This is a genomic window from Paenibacillus sp. MMS18-CY102, from assembly GCF_009789195.1.
Classification (GTDB): Bacteria; Bacillota; Bacilli; order Paenibacillales; family Paenibacillaceae; genus Paenibacillus_T.
Genome location: NZ_WSTC01000006.1, coordinates 36,894 through 58,818 on the forward strand (window position 1 = coordinate 36,894; position 21,925 = coordinate 58,818).

Sequence of the window (21,925 nt, forward strand, 5' to 3'; positions counted from 1 at the left end):
AGAAAAAGGAAGCGAGCATAGATGCTGTGGAAGAGACTTGGCTAAAAAATAAGCTTTCGAATCTATCAATTTGGAAGAAGAATGGGCAGCGGGCTCCGCATAAGCCTTTGTTAATTCTTCTGGCGCTTGCTCAGCTGCAGCAGCACAAGACGGTCTTGCCCTATGAAGAAGCACGTGTAAAATTAAGAAAGCTGCTTATGGAGTTTGGTCCTCCAAGAAAGTCCTATCACCCGGAAGAGCCGTTTGTTCGGCTTACGACTGACGGGATTTGGAGCTTAACCAGCACAGTTGACAAAAAGAACTTTTCGGATAAGCAGCTTTTAACGGAGCAAGTATCGGCAGGGTTTACAGATGAAGTGCTCGTGCTGCTTCAAAATAATGAACGCCTTATTCAAGAGCTGGTTGAAGCGTTGTTGAATGAGCATTTTCCAGAGAGCATTCATCAGGATATTCTCGACGAGATCGGGCTAGATTGTTCCATTAGAAGAAAGCGGAAGCGCGATCCGCACTTTAGGGATCGAATTTTGAAAGCGTATGAATTCAGCTGTGCGGTGTGCGGGTTTAATGTCCGATTAGGGCATCAATTGGTCGGCATTGACGCGGCCCACATTCAATGGCATCAAGCAGGCGGTCCCGACTCGGAAGAGAATGGGATTGCATTATGCTCGTTGCATCATAAATTGTTTGATCGCGGCGTATTTACAATAACGGGTGAGCGGGAGCTGCTAGTGGCGGAACAAGCGCATGGCACGCATGGTTTTGAGGAGTGGCTGATGCGTTATCACGGCAAACAGGTACGTTCTCCGATAAACCCTGTTTATACGCCAAAAGAGAGTTTTGTAAACTGGCATATCAGGGAAGTATTTAGAGGGCCAGCTAGGTATCGTGCTTTTTAACATTACCTGTACCACACAACATAGGAGGATTCATGTCCTGGAGCAAAATGAAGCAGCAGCTAGAGAGCTTTCTCAGTCCTGCGTTAGCTGAACGGTTCGAGTACCGTGCCACCAGCTATCGGTATTTACCGGACAAAGCAGGCCAATGTTACATCACAGTCGATAAGAAGAACGTCCTCAATATGATTGATACAACGACCTACATCCGATGGTATCAGTCTGAACTGGAAATTAAGAATGACCCAGCTATCCAGATACCGATCAGTGATGAAGAGTTGGAAACAGTCAGAAAGGAAGCCAATGGAAAAATTCCGGAGGATCGGCTGATCGTCATTGCAAGAAGCCGCAAAATTACAGAGCTTGCAAAGGAGCTTATGTCAGCCCAGTCTGCCTTAAGCAAATCTAATTTCGTTGTTGTAGCGAATAAGTTTCTGTCCACCTCAATCGAGGAAAGCATGGAGAGCAATGATATCTTGTTGAATATTTTAGCTTTGGTGGACAGGCGGGTTGGCAAAAAACGAATTTTGAACATGTCCGAGCAAATCAAGCTAAAGCATCCATGTGTGCAGTATTTTTATGAGCTGCGTCGCAGACTGGTGTGATTAACAATTCCCTCTCGAGGGATGGAGGCAGTATGACTAGACGAGAACGAGTGACAGCAGGTTTTTTATATGGCATTTTCATTTGTTACATCATTTTTTTAATTAAATTGTTGTTCTTATCAAGAGTTTCACTTGTGGATTTGTTTGATAGCCAAAGGGCTGCCATTCGATCGATCAATCTTATCCCCTTTAAGAGTATCAAGGATTATATGGTTGACGACCCTGCGACGATAAGAAGATTCGCATTTAGTAATGTGGTTGGCAATATCGTTATTTTTATCCCTCTTGGCATCTTTTTGTTAGTATTCAAAAATGGTAAACGAATAATGGCCAATGTGTTATTACTATTCCTAGTGAGTTTATTCGTTGAAATTATGCAGTGGCTGTTAGGCATTGGCGTAGCGGACATTGATGACATCATTTTAAATAGTTTGGGCGGATGGATTGGCATTGTAGGATGTAAGTTGTTATTCGTTATATTACGGGATAAGAGAAGAGTACGTACTGTAATCACCATGCTGTCTGCCATAGGATTGCCTGCTATATTGTACATACTATTTATGGTGAAATTGCGCCTCTAAAGCTCCACCATGTAAGCCCGACCATAAGGCCTGGGCTTTTTTGTGTGCGGCAAAATAGAAAACTTTTCCCCGTCGTAATACTTTCGCCATGTTCGCCGTTGCCAAAATAAGCGAATATAGGATACGAGTGATGACACGGAAACGTTACCTCGGCTGGGATCTCCAAATGATCCGGCAGTGCTTGCCACGCTGTGAGCAAGTATCCTGTAACGCTGCTTCCGGCATTTCTCACACAATGCATGGGTTCGAATCCCATATCGCTATTCCAGCGATTAACTCAGTGGTAGAGTACTCGACTGTTAATCGAGAGAAACGACAATCCTATTAGGCCTGTTAGCGGGAATCCTCGGCCAGCCTTCGGGCAGGCGCTGGTCAAGTTGCTATGCAGCCTGCGGATACCGGGTGGGAGAAAGGTACTGAGCCACGTAATGGCAAGATGGTCGAGGCCGGGCTGAAAGCGAGCGCGTCGTCATCATCTACAACATTCCATGTGCAGGTACAGCTATTCCATCCTTAAGCTAGGCTCCGCATCTGGATCAGGGGGATTTCCATATCAAGGCCGCACACGAACAACAAGCAGGGTTATGAAATGAGGGGATTAAAGATGTTTAAGAAGATGATCGTCAAAACGGACGAACGGGGATTATTGTTTAAGAAGGGCAGCTATGTGAAGCATTTGCAGCCCGGCGTGCATCGTCTGGCTACATTTTCCGATGATGAAGTTGTGCTATTGAATGTGACGAAGCCTTTCGCCGTGCAGGGGAAGGATCTGAATTTATTTCTTAAGGATGAGCAATTGCTAACGGAGCTGACCGTTATTAACGTGCAGGACCATGAGTACGTGCTTCATTACGAGGATGGCAAGTTCGTTGCGCTGCTTACTCCGGGCAAATACGCTTTCTGGAATGTGCTGAAGCAGCATGATTTTAAGCGAGTCGATATCCGCCAGCCGATGGTTGGCGCCGAGATCGATGAAGCCATATTTGCCAAAGTCGTGGGCTACCTCTACGCGTCCGAAGTGGCGAGCCACGAGACGGGCGTGCTGTTCTACAACAATGTGATGCAGAGGGAGCTTGCGCCGGGGAAATACTATTTCTGGAGAGGGCCTGTGCAGGCAGCTGTAAAGACGGTGGATTTGCGCCACCAACAGCTGGACATGACGGGGCAAGAGATTATGACGGAGGATAAGGTGACGCTTCGCTTAAACTTCGTCTGCCAGTACAAAATCGTTGAGCCGCTGCGCGCACTGGAGTTCAAAGCGTTCGAGGATCAGGTGTATATTCTGTTGCAGCTGATTTTGCGGGAATATGTCGGGACCTTGAAGCTCGATGACCTGTTGCGGATGAAGCAAGAGATCGCGGCGTTCGTGCTGTCCCGCCTGAATGAGAAGAGCGAGGAGTACGGGGTGAAATTTTTTGCTGCTGGCGTGAAAGATATTATTTTGCCGGGGGACATCAAGGAGATTCTGAACACGGTGCTGCTGGCAGAGAAGAAGGCGCAAGCGAACCTGATTACCCGTCGCGAGGAAACAGCGTCCACCCGCAGCCTGCTTAACACAGCGAAGCTGATGGATGAGAACCAGACGTTGTTCCGCTTGAAGGAGCTGGAGTTCCTTGAGAAAATTTGCGAGAAGATCGGGACGATCTCGCTCACGGGCGGAGGCAATCTGCTGGAGCAGCTGAATTCGTTGCTTGCAGGGGCGGGTGCGAAGCAGTAGCGGCAATAGAGTAGAGCTGGTGGAAGGTGGTTGCTTTCGGGACATTTTTTCTAACGGACTCAGGAGCCGTTATTCCCCTCCAAAAGCACCCGTTACAAATGTAACGGACCCAGCAGCCGTTATTTAGCGATTTTGCTGCCTCGTGGGGGGCGAATTGGCCAAATAGCGGCGCCTCGGTCCGTTAGCGCGAAAAAGTGACTGATTTTGATCAAATAAGGGCTGCTGGGTCCGTTAGAATCTCCAACATACGGTTTCTGTTTGTTTTACAACTCAAATAAGGGTGTCCTAAAGTCTACGCTTTCGGGACACTCTTATTTGTTTGTCTTCAAAAAAAGCTGGTTTTGCACGATAATAAAGAATATTCCTCTTACTGGAAATGACCGTTTAGAAAAGGAATCGAGAAATTGTGTTTAAGGAGGAACTGAGATGAACGAGGAAGTAAACGCTAGCGGGTGGGACGCCATTGAACATGCGGTGTCGAAGCTGTATGGCGATCAGGAGCCGAAGCATTATGGGACGCTTGTTTCCTATCGGCTGGGCGGGAACGATCCGCTTGATGGCATCAGTGCCTATAGGGCGGAGCAGCCTTTCCCTCATTGGCATTTTGTTACGTATGGATTTTCGGAGCTGTATGATAAGGAACTGGACGATGCCAAGACCAGCGGTTACGGGTTTGAGCTGACTTTTCGGCTCGCGCGCGAGGATTCGGAAGAAGAGCCTCCGGCTTGGGCGCTGAGCTTGCTGCAAAATATGGGGAGATATGTGTTCAGGAGCGGGAACGTTTTTCGGGCGGGCGATTATTTGGATGCGAATGGGCCGATCTGCCTGGGAGCCGACACGCAGCTGACAGCGCTAGCGTTCGTTGAGGACCCGGAGCTTCCGGCGATGGATACGCCCAATGGCCATGTCCAGTTTTTGCAAATGGCTGGCATTACAGGCAGTGAGCTCGAAGCGATGCAGGCGTGGAATACGCTCGGCGTACTGAATGCTTGCGAGGCATACAAGCCTAGCCGTTATATGACGGATCTGGCGCGGGGCTGCTTCACAGAGGTTCCGGTTATTACGGAGATGGTGCAAAACGGGATGGAGCGGGACGGCTCCAACACGGGCTTTTTATACGTGGACCAATTGGGGTGGGAGCCGCCTAAGAAGCGCTTGCTCAGTAAGGCACCAGCCGTGCTGAAGCTAGGGGCCAAGCAGGCCGGAATCGTCGGCAAGCTGCTGGCAGGCCGCATTCGTAAAGGGAAATCCCTTTATTTATCAGGTCCGGGCATTCGGGTGGTGTTGGAGCCGGGGGAGAAAGCAGGCTTCGAGGATAAAGGAGAGGACGGGGTCCGCATTACGCTGGATGAGGCGAGCGCCATCGAATGGTCCCAGAAGCTACAGCCGAAGGAAGGCATGGTTGAGTTGTCTGCTTTCAAAGGGATGGTCTTGCAAGTTGTGAAAACCTACATAAAAGATGAGGCCGGAAATGTTGTTTCAACGATTGGCTAGCTGTAGGTTTGTGAAGGAGCCCGCACTCCAACAGCAAATCGAAGCATTCCTGATGGATGGCTCAACGAAGTATGATGCTTATAGCTCGATGTATGTGTGTCCGGCTTGCCGGGGCATTCAAAATGAATTGTACATTGAGATGCAGTCGGATACGTCTGCGTACAAACATGTTTGTAGTTGCAAAAGGTGTGGAATGGTTATGGAGCAGGCGGAGGTTGAGCATAGTGGACCTGTTCTTGTAAGTTGCCCGGAATGTAGCGAAGGCAAGCTGACGGCTGAGTTTTATATGGATAGGGATTAATGAGGTGCAAGCCACAAAGAAACCCCCGCGTCTAAATAATGCGAGGGTCTCTTTGCATGCAATAGGGCCATTCAAAACACTCGGATGGTCTCTTAAAACGCCCAATTCCCCTTACGGAACACCGGCTCGGCCTTGCCATCCTTCGTAATGCCGTCAATATCCATCTCGGCTGAGCCGATCATGAAGTCAACATGCAGGATGCTCTGGTTAAGACCGGCTTGCTCCAGCTCTTCGCGAGACATGGCGGTGCCGCCTTGCACGCAGGTTGGATAAGCATTGCCCAAGGCTAGATGGTTGGAAGCATTTTCGTCGAACAGCGTGTTGAAGAAAATGATGTTCGAATCGGAGATTGGCGACCGATGTGGAACGAGCGCAGCTTCCCCTAGGTAACGCGAGTGGTTATCCAAGTCCAGCATCGTCTTAAGCGATTCGTAGCCTTTCTCGGCTTCGAAATCGACTACGCGGCCATCAGCGAACGTCAGGCTGAAGTTCTCGATCAGGCTTCCTTGGTAGCTCAGCGGCTTAGTGCTTCGCACGGTTCCGTTCGAGCCGTTTCGATGCGGCGCCGTATAAACTTCCTCGGTAGGCACGTTCGGGTTGAACGTATTGCCTCGCTCGTTTTTCGAAATGCCCCCGTTCCACAGGTGATTGTCCGGCAGCTCGATAATAAGATCCGTTCCGGGAGCCCGGTAATGAAGCTTCTTGTACTGTTTGCTGTCCAAATAAGCGCGCTTGGCGAGCAAGAAGTTGTTATGCTCCTCCCAGGCAAGCACGGGATCGTCCAGTTTGACGCGAACCGCGCGGAAAATCGCTTCCCATAACGCTTCGACAGCCGCTTGCGTATCCAGCTCGGGGAAGACGAGCTTCGCCCAGTTGTCCGAAGGAGCCGCAACGATCGACCAAGTCATTCGTTTCGAAGACATGTAGGTTCTAAACGTGGAGAGAGCAGCGGAGGCGACACGCGAATAGTCCGCAAGCCGCTTAGGGTTGACGCCTTTGAGCAGCTCGGGATCGTCGGACTTGATAAGCAAATAAGCGCCGCCTTGCTCCGCTAATTCGGTCATAGCTGCCGCCCGCCACGCCGGATATTGCTCGAACGCTTCGTTCGGGGCAAGGCCGTAGGTTAGCTTCGAAAGCTGCTCGTCCTGCCATTCGACATGGATGCGTTTTGCCCCCTCTTCATAGGCCCGCTTCACAATGAGGCGCACGAGGTCCGGAAGATGGATGGGCGCGTTGATCCAAAGATCTTGTCCCCGTTGAATATGTATCGCTGTTCGGACGATGAGGTCGGCGTATTTTTCCAAATCTGCGTTTGTTGGCATCATGCATTCCTCCTTTATTAAGGAGAGTGTACCACTCTTGGGGATGGTGAACCAGTTTAAGGTTAGTTGCACCAACAACCACTATCCCTTATATTATTCTCAAGTGGGGGGTGTTAAACATGGCAGTTCGCGATTGCCAGATTGCACTGTCTCGTGCAAAGCCTATGAAATAGGGCGATACTTTGCATGGGGCGTAACGATGATAGAATCGCCCAGACGAGCATTTGTCGTTTCTAATAATGGGTTTTGCACCTTATTTCTTGTGCTAACACAAAATAAGGAGCTGAGAACATGAACGTACCATTTATTAGAAACCATCAATATAACTTCATGAAGAAGCATGTTGATAAATTGCAGCAAGCTTGCCAAGCGGCGACTGATCCTAAAGTGGTGGAAGCGATACGGTCCAGCGCGATATTCGAGATTATGGAACAGTTTCCGGATGCAACAGATTGGCAAAAGGAACTGGTCGAGCGAATAGCGGAGCTGCGGTCGAGCGAAGATTGCCGGAAGTATATAAGCGCGTTGGAGCCGTATATGATGGAGTTTCCGCGTGTAACGGAGAAGCAGATTCAGAAGCTATTTCCGAAAGTGAAGAAGCTCAAGGTTCCGAACTTAGCCTCGATTGATTACCGTTATGTGACTTATCTCAGTTGGATCGATATTGGAACGAATAAGCTGTTCATCGTCTATCCTCGCGATGGGCAATGGATCGGCATCGAGGGCAGGAATACGCCGACCAACAAGAAGGGCTACTGCTGCATCTGTAATCGGCACGGGGAGCTTAGCTTGGTAACGGCCATAACCAAAACAAAACCGTCCAATGCCTCACCTGACTATTACAAAGCGGTTGGCAATTATATGTGCTCGAATAGTGAGTCGTGTAATAAGAATATTTCGGATCAAGCGAGTTTGGAACGGTTTATCGATAATGTTATAGGATAATCAATGTGATGCGTTAAAATAGAAGGAGCGGGCCTGTTAGGCTGCGCTCCTTTTTGTGTGACAATACTTGTGTGCCGCTGGCATACAGTCACCCTGGATTTTTAAATATAAGCAGAACGCGTTGCAAACGCCCAGCTCCATCGTTTATTCTGGTAGAACCATCTCAATGCTTAGGAGTTGTCTGAAACGTTATGATAAAAAAAGAACTCGCGCATATTCGTAAGCAGTTTAAGCTGGATCACGAGATGCTGCATCTCTACGAAATTCTCAACGTGTATATTATGAAGGAAACGAACGAGATTTATCATTACGAACGCCAGCCGTTCGCGATGTTGGAGCGGGAGAAGCAAGAGCTGTACATGGGCAATTTCAAAAAGCTGCTGACCGGCGAATTAGACCAGAAGATGTTCGAGCTAACGTTTCAGGCAGAGGCGGAGGAGGGTGAGCTTTCGCGCATCCTGCTTCATCAAGCGCTTGTAACTGGCGACCCTGATGAATGGCATGATTTGATGATCCTTCTGGTGGAAAAAATGATGGCGAATACGGCTTATGAGCGGGATACGGTCATTACGTTCGTCCGTGGCCAGTATTCTCGTCCGACCCAGGCTCGCAACGACGAAGCAGAGACGACCGGCAAGGATGAAATGTTTTCCCATCCGTTCATCCTGTGCAGCGTAAATTCCACGGAGCATCACCGCAAAACGCTCATGTTTGACTATGTCGAGCGGGAATATAAATATAATGTTTTCGTAGATCCGATCGTTAAATTAAACACACCGGAGCAAGGCTTCTTCTTCCCGAGCGTGACGGATAACTATTCCGACATTAATCGGATTCTGTATTGTTCAGGGAAAGCGAATGAACCGAATTGGCATTTCATCGATAAGGTGTTGAATGCGGAGAAGACGGTGACGGCGTATGAAGAACGGGCTATTTTCGAGGAAATTGTGAAGGAAGTGGCTGGGGAGCAGTTCGACGCCTCAACGATTGCGCAGGTGTATGAGGAAATTCATCAGTTGATCGAGGACCATGAGGGGGAAGAGCCTCCAAAGCTGGATTATACCGATGTGGAGCGCGTGCTAACGGTAAGCGGCGTCGAAAATGTGACGAAGGAAAAGGTGGAGCAAGCTTTCCAAACGATCACCGACGACAAATATTATGAGATGAAAGCGAGCAGCGTCATTCCGAAGTTTACCTCGAAATCGATTAAGATTGAGACGAAGGTAGCGACGATTTCGATCAGCCCGCAAGATTTGAGATATGTGAAGCAAGTGAATTATCAAGGAAAACGATGCATCCTCATCGAGGTTGATGAAGATGCAGTAATTGAAGGGTTTACGTTAAATACGGAGACGTTGTAGCCTTCATATATCGGTTATTATTGCCTCGGCGCTGGCGCGTTGAGGCTTATTTGTCGTATTTTGTCGCGATAGGTCCATAGATGGCCGTCATGATCGCTCATGCGCTTAAGCTGCCTGTCGAATCGCAAGTAGAGGTAGGGAATTTGATTTCATCTCGCAATCTTTGGCATAACTAACATGCTAGAGCAGCTCCCGTCATGGGGGCTCTCTTTTGTTTCGTTGCATCCATTAACTATGATACGATAGGCGATAATGGCAGCATCGCTGGCTTTTACGATAAGGGAACCATCCTAGAAGATAAGGAAGTGTTATCCAACAATGGATTTCGAAACAGTTATGCAGGAGCTAGAGGCGCTAGGCAAGGAAAGGACCAAAAAAATATATGTATCCAACGGCGCGCATGAACCAGTGTTCGGCGTGGCTACTGGTGCGATGAAGCCGATCGCTAAGCAAATCAAAATCAATCAGCCTTTGGCTGAGCAGCTCTATGCTACAGGGAACTATGACGCCATGTACTTCGCCGGCATTATTGCTGATCCCAACGGAATGGCTGCAGCCGATTATGACCGTTGGCTGGATACGGCTTATTTTTATATGCTGTCGGATTATGTAGTTGCCGTCACCTTGGCTGAGGCGAATATTGCGCAGGAAGTAGCGGATCGCTGGATTGCAAGCGGCGAGGAGCTGAGAATGTCAGCGGGCTGGAGCTGTTACTGCTGGATGCTGGGAAACCGCAAAGACAGTGAGTTTTCGGAGAGCAAGCTTGCCGGGATGCTTGAGCAGGCGGCTGATACGATCCACGCTGCACCCGAACGGGCAAAATATGCAATGAACAATTTCATTTACACGGTTGGCGTATCGTATGTGCCGCTCCATGAGAAGGCCGTGGAGACCGCGAAGGCAGTTGGCCCGGTTGAGGTGAATAAGGATGCGAAGGCCAGCAAATGGCTGAACGCTTCGGACAACATCCAGAAAGCAATCGATAAAAACCAGATTGGTTTTAAGCGCAGGCATGTAAGGTGTTAAATGATCGGCATTTCAACTCCCCTTGGGGAAGTTGGAATGCTTTTTTTGTTCTAACGGACTCAGGAGCCGTTATTATGCTGAAAAAGTAACGTTTGCGGCTGTAACGGATCCCAGCGCCGTTATTTGGCGTGTAAATGAACATTGGAGGCACATTTGAGTGAAATAGCGGCATCTGGGTCCGTTAGATTTTGAATTCGTGTGTTTAGCGTCCAATAACGGCTCTGGAGTCCGTTAGGTTAGGTGGTTGCGGGCGATTAGGCCAGAATGCATCATGCTGTGCTGCATGATACGAAGCAATATAATGCCAAGCAACATAATGCCAACAAGGTGCACAACGTACGCTGGGATGGGGGATTTCGCTGCGGGCGAATCGTCATCGGCGATAAGTGACAGCCCAGGGAATATCCGCACCGCGCCTGTCTCCTGGCGTGTGGTGCCATCGCGGCAGACTGTGCTGAGTCTTGGACCGGTGGCCTACCCATGCGGATTGTCATAACCGACATGTGACCAAGCATAAACCATGTATAAGGGACTAATCTGTATACATGGGAGGGCCATGATGCACGAAAACAATGGGAACGATGCGAACGGTGCAATTGATGCGAACAACGCGTACAACACAAGCGACGCGCACAACACAAGCAATGCGCACAACACAAGCAACGCCGCGCACAATGCAAACCACGCAACTCGCGCGGACAAGTGGGCGGGGGATCGGCCGGCGGCCTTTCATTCGCAGACAGTAGGTGACCGGGGGCCAGTAGTGGAGCAGGATTCGGTGCTGCACGAAACGCTGGAGGAATTTATTTCTGCCAAACCAATCGAGAGGCCGGTGCATGTGAAGGGTGCAGGAGCTTTCGGATACTTCCAGGCGACGCATGCCATGACGGAGTTTACGAAGCTGTGTTTCCTGCAACATCCGGGCCAGCAAGTTCCGGTCACGGTCCGCTTCTCGCTTGCTGTGAGCAATAGAGGAACGCCGGACACGTCGCGGAACGTGCGAGGCTTCTCCACGAAATTTTATACGCCGCATGGCGTGTTCGATTTGCTGTGCAATCATATTCCCGTATTCTCCGTGCGGGATGCGATTCGCTTCCCTGAGTCGATCAAGGCATTCCTGCCTTCGCCAAGAAACAACCTGCTTGATCCCGAAAGGTTCTGGAGCTTCGTGGCGAGAGCGCCGGAATCGACGAACTTCCTCGTGTGGCTATACTCTGATGTCGGTACAGTAAAGAGCTTCCGCCACATTCGGGGACATGGCGTGAACACCTACGTTTGGCGGAATGCGCAAGGCGTTCGCCGATATGTCAAATATCACTGGATGCCGCTGGCTGGCGTGCAGTATATCGATCGGCAGGAGGCTGCACGGTTGGCCGGCGAGAATCCGGACATTGCGGCCAAGGATCTCTATGATACGCTAGCGACAGGAAAGACTGTTGAATATGGGCTTTATGTGCAGTTGATGAACCCTGAGGACGAAGCAACGCTGCCGTTCGACCCGTTGGATGATACGAAAATTTGGGACGAACAGAAATATCCGATGCAGCCCGTTGGCCGGCTCGTATTAAACCGCAATCCAGAAAACTATATGGAGCAGGTGGAGAAAATCGCATTCTCGCCGTCTAACTTACTGGAAGGCGCGGAATTGTCGGATGATAAAATGCTGCAGGGCCGTGCTAATATTTACTCGGATTCGCAGCGCAGGCGGCTGGGGCCAGAGTTTCGCAAAATCCCGATCAACCACCAGAAAGATTGGACGCCTGCCTCGCAGGTAACGAGCGGAAGCGGCCAATTCGTGGAGGGGCGGCTCATTCGGTACCATACCAATAAACCGGATAATTTTACGCAAGCAGGCGAATTTTATCGCTCGCTCTCGCCCGCGCAGCAGGAGAACCTGGTAGGCAATCTTGCTGGAGACTTGGCGGGCATATCGCATGAAACGCAAAGCATTGTACTCAGTTATTTGGCGCTTGCTTCGCCGGAGCTGGGAGAGCGGGTTACCCGGCAAATCGGCCTGCAAGCGAAGAGGTAATTGAGGCATCCGGGCGGGAGAAGGAACGAAACCTAATGGCGATGGGTGATCAACGAATGGGCAGGCAGTGGGCGGACACTTTGCGAAAAGTGACCGCTTTTTTTAAAAAATATGTCATAATAGTTGAAATGATAGAGACTCCTTAATGGAAAAGGCAGTTTTATAGAGAGGAGCTTAGTTGGCATGATACATGTTCAGAAGGCAGGATTGGAGCATATTGCGCAGATGTGTGAGCTGCTAACGGAACTATTCCGTTTAGAGAAAGATTTTACGCATAGCAATCAGGTTGACAAATACAAGGCCGGACTAGAGATGATTATTCGCCACCCGGATATGGGCCAGCTGTTCGTGTTGCTAAATGGAGATAGCGTAATCGGCATGGCGAATCTGCTCTTTACGATTAGTACGGCAGAAGGAGGCAGAGTCATTACGTTAGAAGATTATATTCTAGCTGCGAGCGAGCGCGGCAAAGGCTACGGTTCATATTTTATGCAAGAGCTTGTCCAATACGGGCGGGATCATGGCTTCCTGCGAATGACATTGCTAGTGGATATAGATAACGAGGGGGCACAGCGTTTTTATGCAGGAGAGGGCTATCAGCCCTCTAATATGAAGTGTATGCGTTTAAACTTGGATGATCATTAACTGAAAAAATTAACGTAGAAGCGGGCACTTTCACTTTGTGATAAGTGCTCGCTATTTTTCTTGAGTATGTAATAATGGAAAAAAATGATGATAGTTAGTGAAGTAGGTAGGTTTATAGGAGGATTCTGAGCTGATTTCGTGAATTTATTAGTTGATTCGACATATTTCCAGATAGTATGACAATATTCGCTAATGATTTATTTTATAATGTAATGGTATACTTTTCTATGTAAATGCTTCCAATAGTAGATCGGGATTAGGTCATAGGGGCTAATTTGATGTCCAACCCACATCATTTTTTTTCGCCCTATTAAGCAAACGTTTGCACAACATATTGCACAAGCTTATTCTGTACGAAACCAGAAAAAAGAGGGTCTTATTTCAATCGATTATTGCAAGGAGGAAGGCTGTGAAGGGTCAGTTAATCATCTTCGAAGGAACTTGCTGCACGGGTAAAACTACGGTTTTACATCCGGTATGTAAAGAATTTCCGCATGTCATAAAGTACGAAGAATCGATCCACATGACCGAAAACCCGCTTCCGCCCCCATCCAATCGGATGGAAGCGATCAGAAATGATAAATATTACCTTTCAATTGACGAACAAAGGTGGGGAAAGGCAATACAGTCTACCCATAATGGGCACCATGTGATCGCAGAACGTTGTGTAATTGGTACGCTTTCAATTTGTTATGGTTACCATAATATTTTTAGATCATTTCCCCAAGCGGCCAATTTTTTAATTGAAAGCCTCGCTTCAGGCTGGTTCGCCGCACCAAGCGCTTATATATGGTTTAAAGCGGATGCGGAGGTTATTAAAGAACGGCTAAGCGGGAAGAACTCCAGAAAGCATTTAATAGGGGAAGGGTGGACGAACCCAGAAGCTTTGGAGCGCCAAAATCAATTTTTAGAGCATTTCTTTTCGCAGACCCAAACTCCGGTTTTTGTGGTGGACAGCAATGAAACAATAAGCAGACGTTTGGAAGTCGTATCTTCCTATATTAAATCGATCTTGGAACAGCCTAAGATCGAGCATTATGAAAGCAGTCGCTTACATAGTGAGAAGATTATCTCTTTTATTAAACAGAGTGTGAGGCATTTGGAATAAGAAGAACGGGCAATGAAGAGAACAAACGGTTGGTGGTGACGGACATACATTTCTTGGCATTAAAGGATGCATACGACACCTCGTTAGTCGGGGGCAAGGCAGGTATGCTGGGAAGGCTGATTCGAGCGGGCGTACCGGTACCTGATGGATGGGTGATTTCTACTCAATATTTGGTCAGTTTTTTAACGGGATCGGGATTTCTTCCAGGGGACTATTCTGGCTTGGTCCAGCTGAATTCCGAGTGTGTGGGCAAAGCTCGAACTATCATACAAACTAGTGCCTGGACGGAAGAACAATTGCAGGAACTATACCAGCTCTTTAAAAAAATTGAGTTGCCCATGTGCTTGCGGTCATCAGCTGTTTCGGAAGATGGGGAGTATGGAAGCTACGCAGGCATCTATCGGTCTGAGCTAAATATACGAACCTTTGGGGAGTTTCTGGAGGCTATAAGGGAAGTTTGGTTCAGTGCATTCGATGGCCAAGCCATTACCTACCTCCAAGGGATAAAACATGCACTGCCTTTAATGGCAATCATCATTCAGCCGCTTAGTGGCGTGTCGTGCGCAGGTGTAGCCATATTGGAAAATGGCCATCTGCAAATATCGGCGGCATTTGGTCTCGGATTAGGCGTTGTTTCCGGAAGAGTGCCATCGGATAGTTACAACTTGTATCCTAATGATGCTCACCCCGAAATCATCGTGGGATACAAAAATGCATGTTATCTCGCTAATCCAGATTCGGGCTTCATTACGGAGCAAGATTCCATCTTGTATCCACCGAAGCAAACCCTGTTGCAGGTAATGGAGACGGACGATCGGCATGCGATTGTGAAGTGCCGCATCGAAGATGGGATGGCTTCTGAACGAGTACTGGATGAGAGCAGGCTGGGCAATCTTGTACAAAGGATCAAGAAGGTCGCCTGCGATGTCCTCCAGGGTGGGTCATGGGATTTTGAGTGGTTCTTCGATATCTCGGGACGGCTCTATTTTACACAGGCGAGACCCCTTACCGTGTCTTTCATTACATATGCGGAACAAATGGACCGCAGTGGATCTTATCTGAAAGGGCAGCCAATTGCACCTGGAACGGGAACGGGAAGAGCGACTTTCATTCGAACGGATGCTGATTTGGCAAATGTTTTGGAAGGGGACGTTCTAGTCATGGCATATATCCCGGACTATTACATGGGCGTTCTGTCCAAAGCTTCGGGAGTAATTCTTAAGGAAAGCTCCTCACTTAGCCATTGTGCGATCGTTGCGAGAGAGTGGAAGATTCCATGTGTCGGCGGGATATCTCCGGAGAGTATTTCTCCAAAGTGCATATATACCGTGAACGGCTGGACAGGAGAAGTCAGCATAGAAGAGATAGCGAACGCGAGAGGGCTTCACGAGATTGCATCACCAGGTATTAACCTGCTGCCGTGGCTGATTGCATCTTCCGTTTTAATTTTTAATAACCCTGCGAGGCAAAGGCCTGTTCAAAATATGCTTATGCCGCTGTACCGAGAACGGAGCCAGCCTGACTATGGAACCATTACCCCTTTTTTGGACAACAGAACGGAACATGGACGTATATGTTCGGCGTTGCTATCGCATCTGTCGGCTGCAGGAAAGGAGCATCAGTAATGGGCTGGTCGTTCAGGGAGGATTCCGTAATCGTTGAAGAAGAATACAGAAGCCGGTTTTGTTGCGAGTTGTATCAAGCGGGGACTAATAACGTGCCTAATCTTTTCTTTCAACAAAATGAACCTTACGGAGAATGCATCAGTTACCGGTCGCTGGTTATTCCTAAGGACCGATATATGAGTGTTTCCGGTGAGTTGAGGAACCTTATTAAATCGGATTTGGCTTACAAAAGAGAGCTTCATTCGATTACGTGGAGTACGCTGAAGAAATTTTCTAAAATGGCCTACGCCTTGGAGAGAGGCGTAAAATCAGAGACGGTGACCCCTGAATTTTTGGATTATGCTGTGCGTATATGTGGGGAGACATTAGGGTTGTGTGAGTTTAACGGCGCATTGCCAGTCACATGGTATCGCTCCAAGCTTGAGGAAATCAGTGCGATGGGACCTCATAACATTGAATTAGAACATTTTTATTACTCAGAAGTCATGCCTCACCGGCTGCTGGTGCGCATGGGAAAACTATTGCTCTTGAAGGAATACTTTTCTCACAATGGCCAAGTATCTGGGGATGCCATCGAGCATTTCATCCGAAGGTTTGGGCTACATGATCCAGAGTGGTCCGATCCATTGGCTTTGAGGCAGTGGCAGAGAAAAGAATATATCGTTCGGGAGATTCAAACTATGGCTAAGCAAATGTCGATGGAGATGGTTAAGTTCGAGCTTGATCAGCTAATAAGCAATCGAATCGACAGCACAATCAGATATCGGCAGAAGCTGGCACAAGTCGCTGAAAATATGCTGGCCAACGATAGGAGCAAGGCAGAAATCTATAATTTTATTAGCGCGTTGGCCGTCGTCTCTTTAGCGACTACGGAAGAGGAGTATCGGCATATTATTCAAGACCATTTTTGGCGAAGTATCGGACAAATCGCTAGAGCGCTTGATCTGCCTACCGCAGTCATTTCCCGTGAAGATTTGTTGAGTTCGTTTGCGAAGCGAAGGAGAACGGCGTTTCATTTCTCGCGTAACCCTCGAATGGAGTGTGTGTAGATGAGCAAAGTATTAGTCGTCGGTGGAGCCGGTTATATTGGCTCAGTTTTGTTGGAGCAACTAGTGGAGCAAAACTATGAAGTTACCATTGTGGATACTTTTTTGTATGGCAAAACGGCTATTCCCAAAGCATGTGTGACTGTGCAGTCCGATATGAAGCATCTGGATCCGAATATCATGCGGGATCATGAGGCGGTTATTAATTTAGGAGGCTTTTCGAATGATCCGACAGCTAACTACAATCCCGAAACGAATTGGGAGTTAAACACCCATTGTGCTGTCGCATTAGCTGAAATGTGCAGGAGCCAGGGGATACCGAAATATATTTTGGCAAGTTCCTGTTCGTTATATGACCGTCAAAACCTGGACAGTGATTCGGATGAGTTGTTGTCGGAGACCAGCCGGATTCAACCGGTCGGCCATTATTCGCAATCGAAATTCGCAGCGGAGAACAGCATTAACCGTTTGCGAACGGCCGAATTTACGCCCATCATCCTGAGGAAAGGGACAGTGTTTGGGCTTTCGCCGCGCATGAGGTTTGATCTTGTGGTGAACACGATGATCAAAGATGCCATTGTAAAGGGCAAAATCTGCTTGCACAAAGGGGGCGAAATGTGGCGCCCAATGATCGAGGTAAAAGATGTTGCCCATGCGTATATCCGAGCACTTCAAACCAATATTGGGCTAGAAGATAATATTTTTAATATAAGTTATAAGAATTTTCGGATTTCTGAAGTAGGTCTTCGAGTCATTAACGAATTGAAACGGCAAGGATGCGAATGCGAGATCGAAATGGACTATTCCCTCGAAACGACACGCAATTATCGGGTTAATAACAGCAAAGCTAGGGAAGTTCTTGGTTTCTCGCCTTCTATTGAAATCGAACAGGCCGTCGCGGACATCTATCAAAAATATAAAGCGAATTTTGAAGAACTGATGCATCCGAGACAATACAATATCGAGTGGATGAAATTGGTCAGTCTCGTAAAATCTTCGTAATAGGAGAGAGGGCATTATGGATCACATGACATTCGAAAATAAAGCATTATATAAACAAAAACCGAATCATGCCACCATACAAGGGGTGAAGTTTAAAGAACTGGCCGCCCGAACGGATAACCGAGGCTGGCTAACGGAACTGTTGAGGGAAGATTCAGAGGATTATATTCCTTTTGGGCAACTTTATCTCGTTAACAATTATCAGGCTAATGTTATTCGCGCATTTCATATGCATTTTGAACAAGATGAGGTGTTTTTCGTTACAAACGGCGTGATTCAATTCATTCTTGTGGACGAACGGGCAGAGAGTCCCACGTATAAGCATTTGAATAGTTTTGTGATGGATGCAAGCCGGCCAATGGCTCTATGGGTGCCAAGAGGAATTCAGCACGGTTCAATGGCTTTGATGAATGGATCACAAATTACAGCAGTTACAACGCAGCCTTACAATGCTGAAAAGCCGGATGAGTTGAGGAGGCCATCTGATTATTATGGGCAAATATGGGGGCTAGGCGGATGGTGAAAAAAATTGCGATTCTTGGAGCAGCCGGAATGCTTGGAAAAGCGTTTGCCCAGAGGCTTGAACCTGGAAAATTTCATGTGACGGCGTTGGCTAAAAACCAATTGGATGTAACGGATGCAATAGCTGTTGCGGATGCCCTGCGATCACTAAAGCCCGACTTGGTGATCAACGTGTCCGCTTTTATGAATGCTGACCGCTGCGAGAAATTCCCGGAAAAAGCATTTCTCGTGAATGCGTTGGGCGCAAGAAACGTTTCAAATATATGTGAGGAAATTAAAGCGGCGCATCTTTGGTTCAGTTCCGATTTTGTATTCGATGGTTATACCAACAAGCCATACAGTGAGCATGATGGGACAAACCCGTTATCGGTCTATGGCATGACCAAATTAAACGGCGAGACTGCGATTAAGAATCATTGTTCCAGGCATTTTATTATCAGAACGTCCTCGCTGTACGGTGTCCAAGGGAGTAATTTCATTGAACGAATGCTGGAGCGCGTTCAGCAAGGATTGAACGTCGAAGTTGTGGATGATTTGTTTATTTCACCAACCTATGTCGAGGACTTGGTTCGCATCTCCATTGATATTTGGGAGCAGGGTTTAAGCTACGGCACCTACCACGCAGCCAATGAAGGCGTGACATCCTGGCATGGCCTTTTAGAGGAAGTTTTTCGTTTCTTGGATCTAAAGCAGAGAATCGAGCCTATTTCAATAAGCCAACGTGTTAACGATTTGAATCTTGCGCGAAGACCGATTTATTCGGCACTCAGCAGCAAAAAGCTGAGTGAAGCAGGCATTGCAAACGCCAGTTGGCAGGAAAGTGTCGGCCGGTATTTGATCGCCAGAAATTATAGATGAAGGATGGTGCCGCTTGAAAGTAGGGTTGATTGTGAGCACGGGATTTGACCTATCGAAAATAGCAGAGCAATGGGATGGCATCAATTGTGAGACGCAATGGGGCAATATCCCTTTCCGTAAAGCTAACGTAGGCGACCTAACGATCTATGCGGCTACCCGGAACGGGGCAAGCTCATGCGTCCCTCCGCATAAGGTCAATTACAAGGGAATTATGGCATCCTTTAAGAAACTCGGCATAGCCCAGATTGTATCCTCTTCCGTTGTAGGTTCGTTAAATCCGGATATTCGGCCAGGAGACGTTGTAATACTAGATCAGTTTTTGGATTTTACTAAACGTACGCCGTTTACGGCTTTTGAGCATGAGTTTGCCTTTTGCGATTTTACGGAGCCCTACTGTTCGCGCCTACGAGCGCTTCTGATTGGCGTGTGTGGCCAATTAGAAATCGAGCATCATAAGTCGGGCTGTTATGTCGGCGTTGATGGTCCAAGGTATGAGACCGCTGCTGAAGTTAGGATGTTTCACCGGCTTGGAGGAGACGTAGTAGGCATGACCAATGTGCAAGAATGCATCATGGCCCGTGAGAGTGGGATTTGTTACTCCTCTGCTGCTTTAGTGGTGAATTATGGGGCTGGCATTGCTGGTCCAGTAACGAGAAAGGATTGTTATGAACAAACATTAAAAAAGATCGGTGAACTGGAGGATCTCATAGCCGGGGTAATCGTTCAATTGAGAAACGTTCATGTTGAATGCAGTTGTTCGCAAGTGCCATTGGATTTGATTACATACAAATAAAGGCTGGAGGCTTGCTTGGATGCAGGCGAAAAAGTACAAGGGAGGAACCCCCATGGAGCCCATGTTACAATCGCTTCTTGATCCTGCCGTCATGGAGTTGCGTGATCGAACAGGCAATAAAGCTTACTTCCTGAGTGTCATGCTGCAAGGAGGTTACCGTGTTCCCGAGGGTTATGTGCTGCGCAATGATTTTCTCGACCAGCTAATCGCCAAGGCAGGGTTAACTGAGGAATTCCAACTGCTGTTGCGCTCGGAACAGGTTCTTAACCGGTTTGCCAAGCTGCAGAAGATGATTGCCAGCCTCCCCTACGCTGATGAAGATAGGATGATGCTGCTAGAAGTGAAAAGAAAGCTCGGAGGGAATATAGTCATTCGAAGCTCGGCGCCAGGAGAAGATGGAGCCAACTCCAGCATGGCGGGCTTATATACCTCCTATACGAATATTACAGATGATAACGAATGCCTGCAGTGTGTGTTGAATTGTTTTGCTTCGGCCTATACGCAAGGAGTGTATACACAAAATCATTTTGGCGAAGGTACGGCTATCGTGATGCAAACGTTTGTTGATTTTGAAATTGGCGGCGTGGCTTTTAGCCAAGATATATATAGCGATGGAAACGAAATGCTGCTCAATTACAAAGTTGGCGGTATCGAAGGGGTCGTTAGCGGCCAGCATTCGGGATTTTCTGCCAGAGTTCCACGAACAGGCGATATGCCAATCCTTGCGCATTTGGAACGTGAACAGGTTGCCATGCTTCTGAATTGGGGACAGGAATTCGAACAACTCGTTGGAGGGGCGGTTGATTTTGAATGGGGGCTCTGTGAGGGGAATTTATACTGCGTGCAGTTGCGCCCGGTTACATCACTCCGAGGATCGCTGGATGTTCCTGCCATTGTAGATATTGATGACGTAAAGGCTTGCTCACGTTTAAATCTAGGTGTTTTGAAAGAAAAGCATATGCGTTGGTTTGATAAGAAGCATCATGTTCGTAAAATGTGTAAGGCATTAGGCATTCGAGTGACGAACGTGCGTTACGTAATTAGCCCTGCTGGGGAGCCTGCTATTGTGGGTGCCATCAATGATGTGCTGTCGGCTATGGAAACTCCTTATATCGAAGCGTATGATGGTGATCGTTTCACGATCCTTTGTAGAGAACAATTATTGCAATATGCCAAAGACAAAAGCCAGGGTTTCCAAGAAGAACTTAAAATACTCGTTCAAGAGTTTACGAGTACAGTCTATTGCGGTTATGCCAGCATCGATAAGGATGGGCTCGTTTACGTTGAAACCTTGCCTGGAGGATTTCGGACGTTCTGGCTAGATGGGGCAACGCCCACCACATATTTAGTAACGGTTGACGGCGAGGCGGTAAAAGAAAAAATACAGACTGTTACTGGATATTTTGATTTTTGTTCTGAATCCAAAGATTTTGAACCTATTCATCCAGAAAAACCGTTCATGCATGGCTTAGAAGAAAAACAATTAAAAGAAATAGCTGATATGACAGGGAATCTTTCCCGCAAACTGGGGGAGGTTCGCATTGAATGGGTATTTGATGGCAATCACATTCGGTTCTTTGATCTATCGGAGGAGACCAGGCCGCTGGTTGAAACGTTGGGATTGGGCAATATGTTGTCGACAGGTTTTGCAGCGGGACAGGTTTGTATTCTTGATGATATCGATACCTTCGATGTTCTCTTCAACGACATTATTAGCGAGATTGATGTCGTGCCTAAAGCGTCTTTTAACAAGACGGTTCATTCGGATCGTTGCCAAGCGATGATTGAGGAGCTGCTGCAAGGCAAGGAGAGCCCAATCGTCGTCGCGGAATACCCTAAACGGACGCTTGCTGTATTGGCGGACTACGTATCAGGGTTTATTTTCGAACGTGGGGCTCTTCTATGCCATCTCGCAATTATTTTGAGAGAGAAACAAGTGCCAGCGGTCGTGGTTGAAGATGCAAGGGAGACCTTGCGTACGATCAAAAATGTACGCATTGCCGAAGGGGATGTCGCAGTTTTCTGATGCCACTGGGGAGAGTGAACAAG

At 47.9% G+C, this 21,925-nt stretch carries 21 protein-coding genes; 19 read left to right on the plus strand and 2 right to left on the minus strand.

Going from position 1 to position 21,925, the window contains the following annotated elements; translation table 11 throughout:
- The first annotated feature begins 26 nt into the window (after positions 1 to 26).
- From GON22_RS05880 to GON22_RS05905, 6 genes are all read left to right on the plus strand, one after another.
- Positions 27 to 896, plus strand: coding sequence for a phosphorothioated DNA-binding restriction endonuclease (locus tag GON22_RS05880; protein WP_160395315.1), 870 nt, complete (start codon positions 27 to 29; stop codon positions 894 to 896).
- A 32-nt stretch (positions 897 to 928) separates the two neighbouring features.
- On the plus strand, positions 929 to 1,498 hold the full coding sequence (locus tag GON22_RS05885) for an SF0329 family protein (RefSeq protein ID WP_160395179.1): 570 nt from the start codon (positions 929 to 931) through the stop codon (positions 1,496 to 1,498).
- 32 nt (positions 1,499 to 1,530) lie between these two features.
- Positions 1,531 to 2,079: a VanZ family protein gene (locus GON22_RS05890; protein WP_160395180.1), complete on the plus strand. Its 549-nt coding sequence runs from the start codon at positions 1,531 to 1,533 to the stop codon at positions 2,077 to 2,079.
- Between the two features lie 604 nt (positions 2,080 to 2,683).
- Positions 2,684 to 3,796, plus strand: coding sequence for a slipin family protein (locus GON22_RS05895; RefSeq protein ID WP_160395181.1), 1,113 nt, complete (start codon positions 2,684 to 2,686; stop codon positions 3,794 to 3,796).
- A gap of 426 nt (positions 3,797 to 4,222) precedes the next feature.
- Positions 4,223 to 5,290, plus strand: coding sequence for a suppressor of fused domain protein (locus GON22_RS05900; protein WP_160395182.1), 1,068 nt, complete (start codon positions 4,223 to 4,225; stop codon positions 5,288 to 5,290).
- Entirely contained in the window at positions 5,268 to 5,591 is a 324-nt protein-coding gene (locus GON22_RS05905) for a hypothetical protein (protein WP_160395183.1), read from the plus strand. Before GON22_RS05900 ends, GON22_RS05905 begins: the two co-directional genes overlap by 23 nt.
- 92 nt (positions 5,592 to 5,683) lie before the next feature.
- Here the strand turns inward: GON22_RS05905 and GON22_RS05910 are convergent, their stop codons facing one another.
- Entirely contained in the window at positions 5,684 to 6,913 is a 1,230-nt protein-coding gene (locus tag GON22_RS05910) for an aminopeptidase (RefSeq protein WP_160395316.1), read from the minus strand.
- A 291-nt stretch (positions 6,914 to 7,204) separates the two neighbouring features.
- Between GON22_RS05910 and GON22_RS05915 the strand changes: the two genes are divergently transcribed.
- The 3 genes from GON22_RS05915 (at position 7,205) to GON22_RS05925 (ending at position 10,245) form a co-directional block, all read left to right on the plus strand.
- On the plus strand, positions 7,205 to 7,858 hold the full coding sequence (locus GON22_RS05915; RefSeq protein WP_160395184.1) for a FusB/FusC family EF-G-binding protein: 654 nt from the start codon (positions 7,205 to 7,207) through the stop codon (positions 7,856 to 7,858).
- A gap of 191 nt (positions 7,859 to 8,049) precedes the next feature.
- On the plus strand, positions 8,050 to 9,219 hold the full coding sequence (locus GON22_RS05920; protein ID WP_160395185.1) for a DUF4317 domain-containing protein: 1,170 nt from the start codon (positions 8,050 to 8,052) through the stop codon (positions 9,217 to 9,219).
- Positions 9,220 to 9,537: 318 nt separating this feature from the next.
- A complete protein-coding gene (locus GON22_RS05925; RefSeq protein WP_160395186.1) occupies positions 9,538 to 10,245 on the plus strand; it encodes a DNA alkylation repair protein in 708 nt (235 codons plus the stop codon).
- A gap of 231 nt (positions 10,246 to 10,476) precedes the next feature.
- On the opposite strand, the gene GON22_RS05930 is transcribed toward GON22_RS05925, so the two are convergent.
- Positions 10,477 to 10,656, minus strand: coding sequence for a hypothetical protein (locus GON22_RS05930; RefSeq protein ID WP_160395187.1), 180 nt, complete (start codon positions 10,654 to 10,656; stop codon positions 10,477 to 10,479).
- A 148-nt stretch (positions 10,657 to 10,804) separates the two neighbouring features.
- On the opposite strand from GON22_RS05930, the gene GON22_RS05935 reads away from it, so the two are divergent.
- The 10 genes from GON22_RS05935 to GON22_RS05980 all read left to right on the plus strand — a co-directional run bounded on the left by GON22_RS05935 (position 10,805) and on the right by GON22_RS05980 (position 21,902).
- On the plus strand, positions 10,805 to 12,277 hold the full coding sequence (locus tag GON22_RS05935; protein WP_160395188.1) for a catalase: 1,473 nt from the start codon (positions 10,805 to 10,807) through the stop codon (positions 12,275 to 12,277).
- A 183-nt stretch (positions 12,278 to 12,460) separates the two neighbouring features.
- The gene (locus GON22_RS05940; protein ID WP_160395189.1) at positions 12,461 to 12,922 is read left to right on the plus strand and encodes a GNAT family N-acetyltransferase; all 462 of its coding nucleotides are present in this window, start codon (positions 12,461 to 12,463) and stop codon (positions 12,920 to 12,922) included.
- 409 nt (positions 12,923 to 13,331) lie between these two features.
- Complete coding sequence (locus GON22_RS05945) at positions 13,332 to 14,030, plus strand: hypothetical protein (RefSeq protein WP_160395190.1); 699 nt, start codon at positions 13,332 to 13,334, stop codon at positions 14,028 to 14,030.
- A gap of 35 nt (positions 14,031 to 14,065) precedes the next feature.
- On the plus strand, positions 14,066 to 15,655 hold the full coding sequence (locus GON22_RS05950; protein WP_336604270.1) for a PEP/pyruvate-binding domain-containing protein: 1,590 nt from the start codon (positions 14,066 to 14,068) through the stop codon (positions 15,653 to 15,655).
- Positions 15,655 to 16,704 (plus strand): hypothetical protein, encoded by a 1,050-nt coding sequence (locus GON22_RS05955; protein WP_160395192.1) that lies wholly within the window; start codon positions 15,655 to 15,657, stop codon positions 16,702 to 16,704. Before GON22_RS05950 ends, GON22_RS05955 begins: the two co-directional genes overlap by 1 nt.
- Entirely contained in the window at positions 16,705 to 17,703 is a 999-nt protein-coding gene (locus tag GON22_RS05960; RefSeq protein WP_160395193.1) for an NAD-dependent epimerase/dehydratase family protein, read from the plus strand.
- A 16-nt stretch (positions 17,704 to 17,719) separates the two neighbouring features.
- On the plus strand, positions 17,720 to 18,226 hold the full coding sequence (locus GON22_RS05965) for a dTDP-4-dehydrorhamnose 3,5-epimerase family protein (protein WP_160395194.1): 507 nt from the start codon (positions 17,720 to 17,722) through the stop codon (positions 18,224 to 18,226).
- Complete coding sequence (gene rfbD / locus GON22_RS05970; protein ID WP_160395195.1) at positions 18,220 to 19,083, plus strand: dTDP-4-dehydrorhamnose reductase; 864 nt, start codon at positions 18,220 to 18,222, stop codon at positions 19,081 to 19,083. The genes GON22_RS05965 and rfbD overlap by 7 nt, the downstream gene beginning before the upstream one ends.
- A gap of 13 nt (positions 19,084 to 19,096) precedes the next feature.
- Positions 19,097 to 19,876: an MTAP family purine nucleoside phosphorylase gene (locus GON22_RS05975; RefSeq protein WP_160395196.1), complete on the plus strand. Its 780-nt coding sequence runs from the start codon at positions 19,097 to 19,099 to the stop codon at positions 19,874 to 19,876.
- A gap of 52 nt (positions 19,877 to 19,928) precedes the next feature.
- Entirely contained in the window at positions 19,929 to 21,902 is a 1,974-nt protein-coding gene (locus GON22_RS05980) for a PEP/pyruvate-binding domain-containing protein (RefSeq protein WP_160395197.1), read from the plus strand.
- The last annotated feature ends 23 nt before the right edge of the window (positions 21,903 to 21,925 follow it).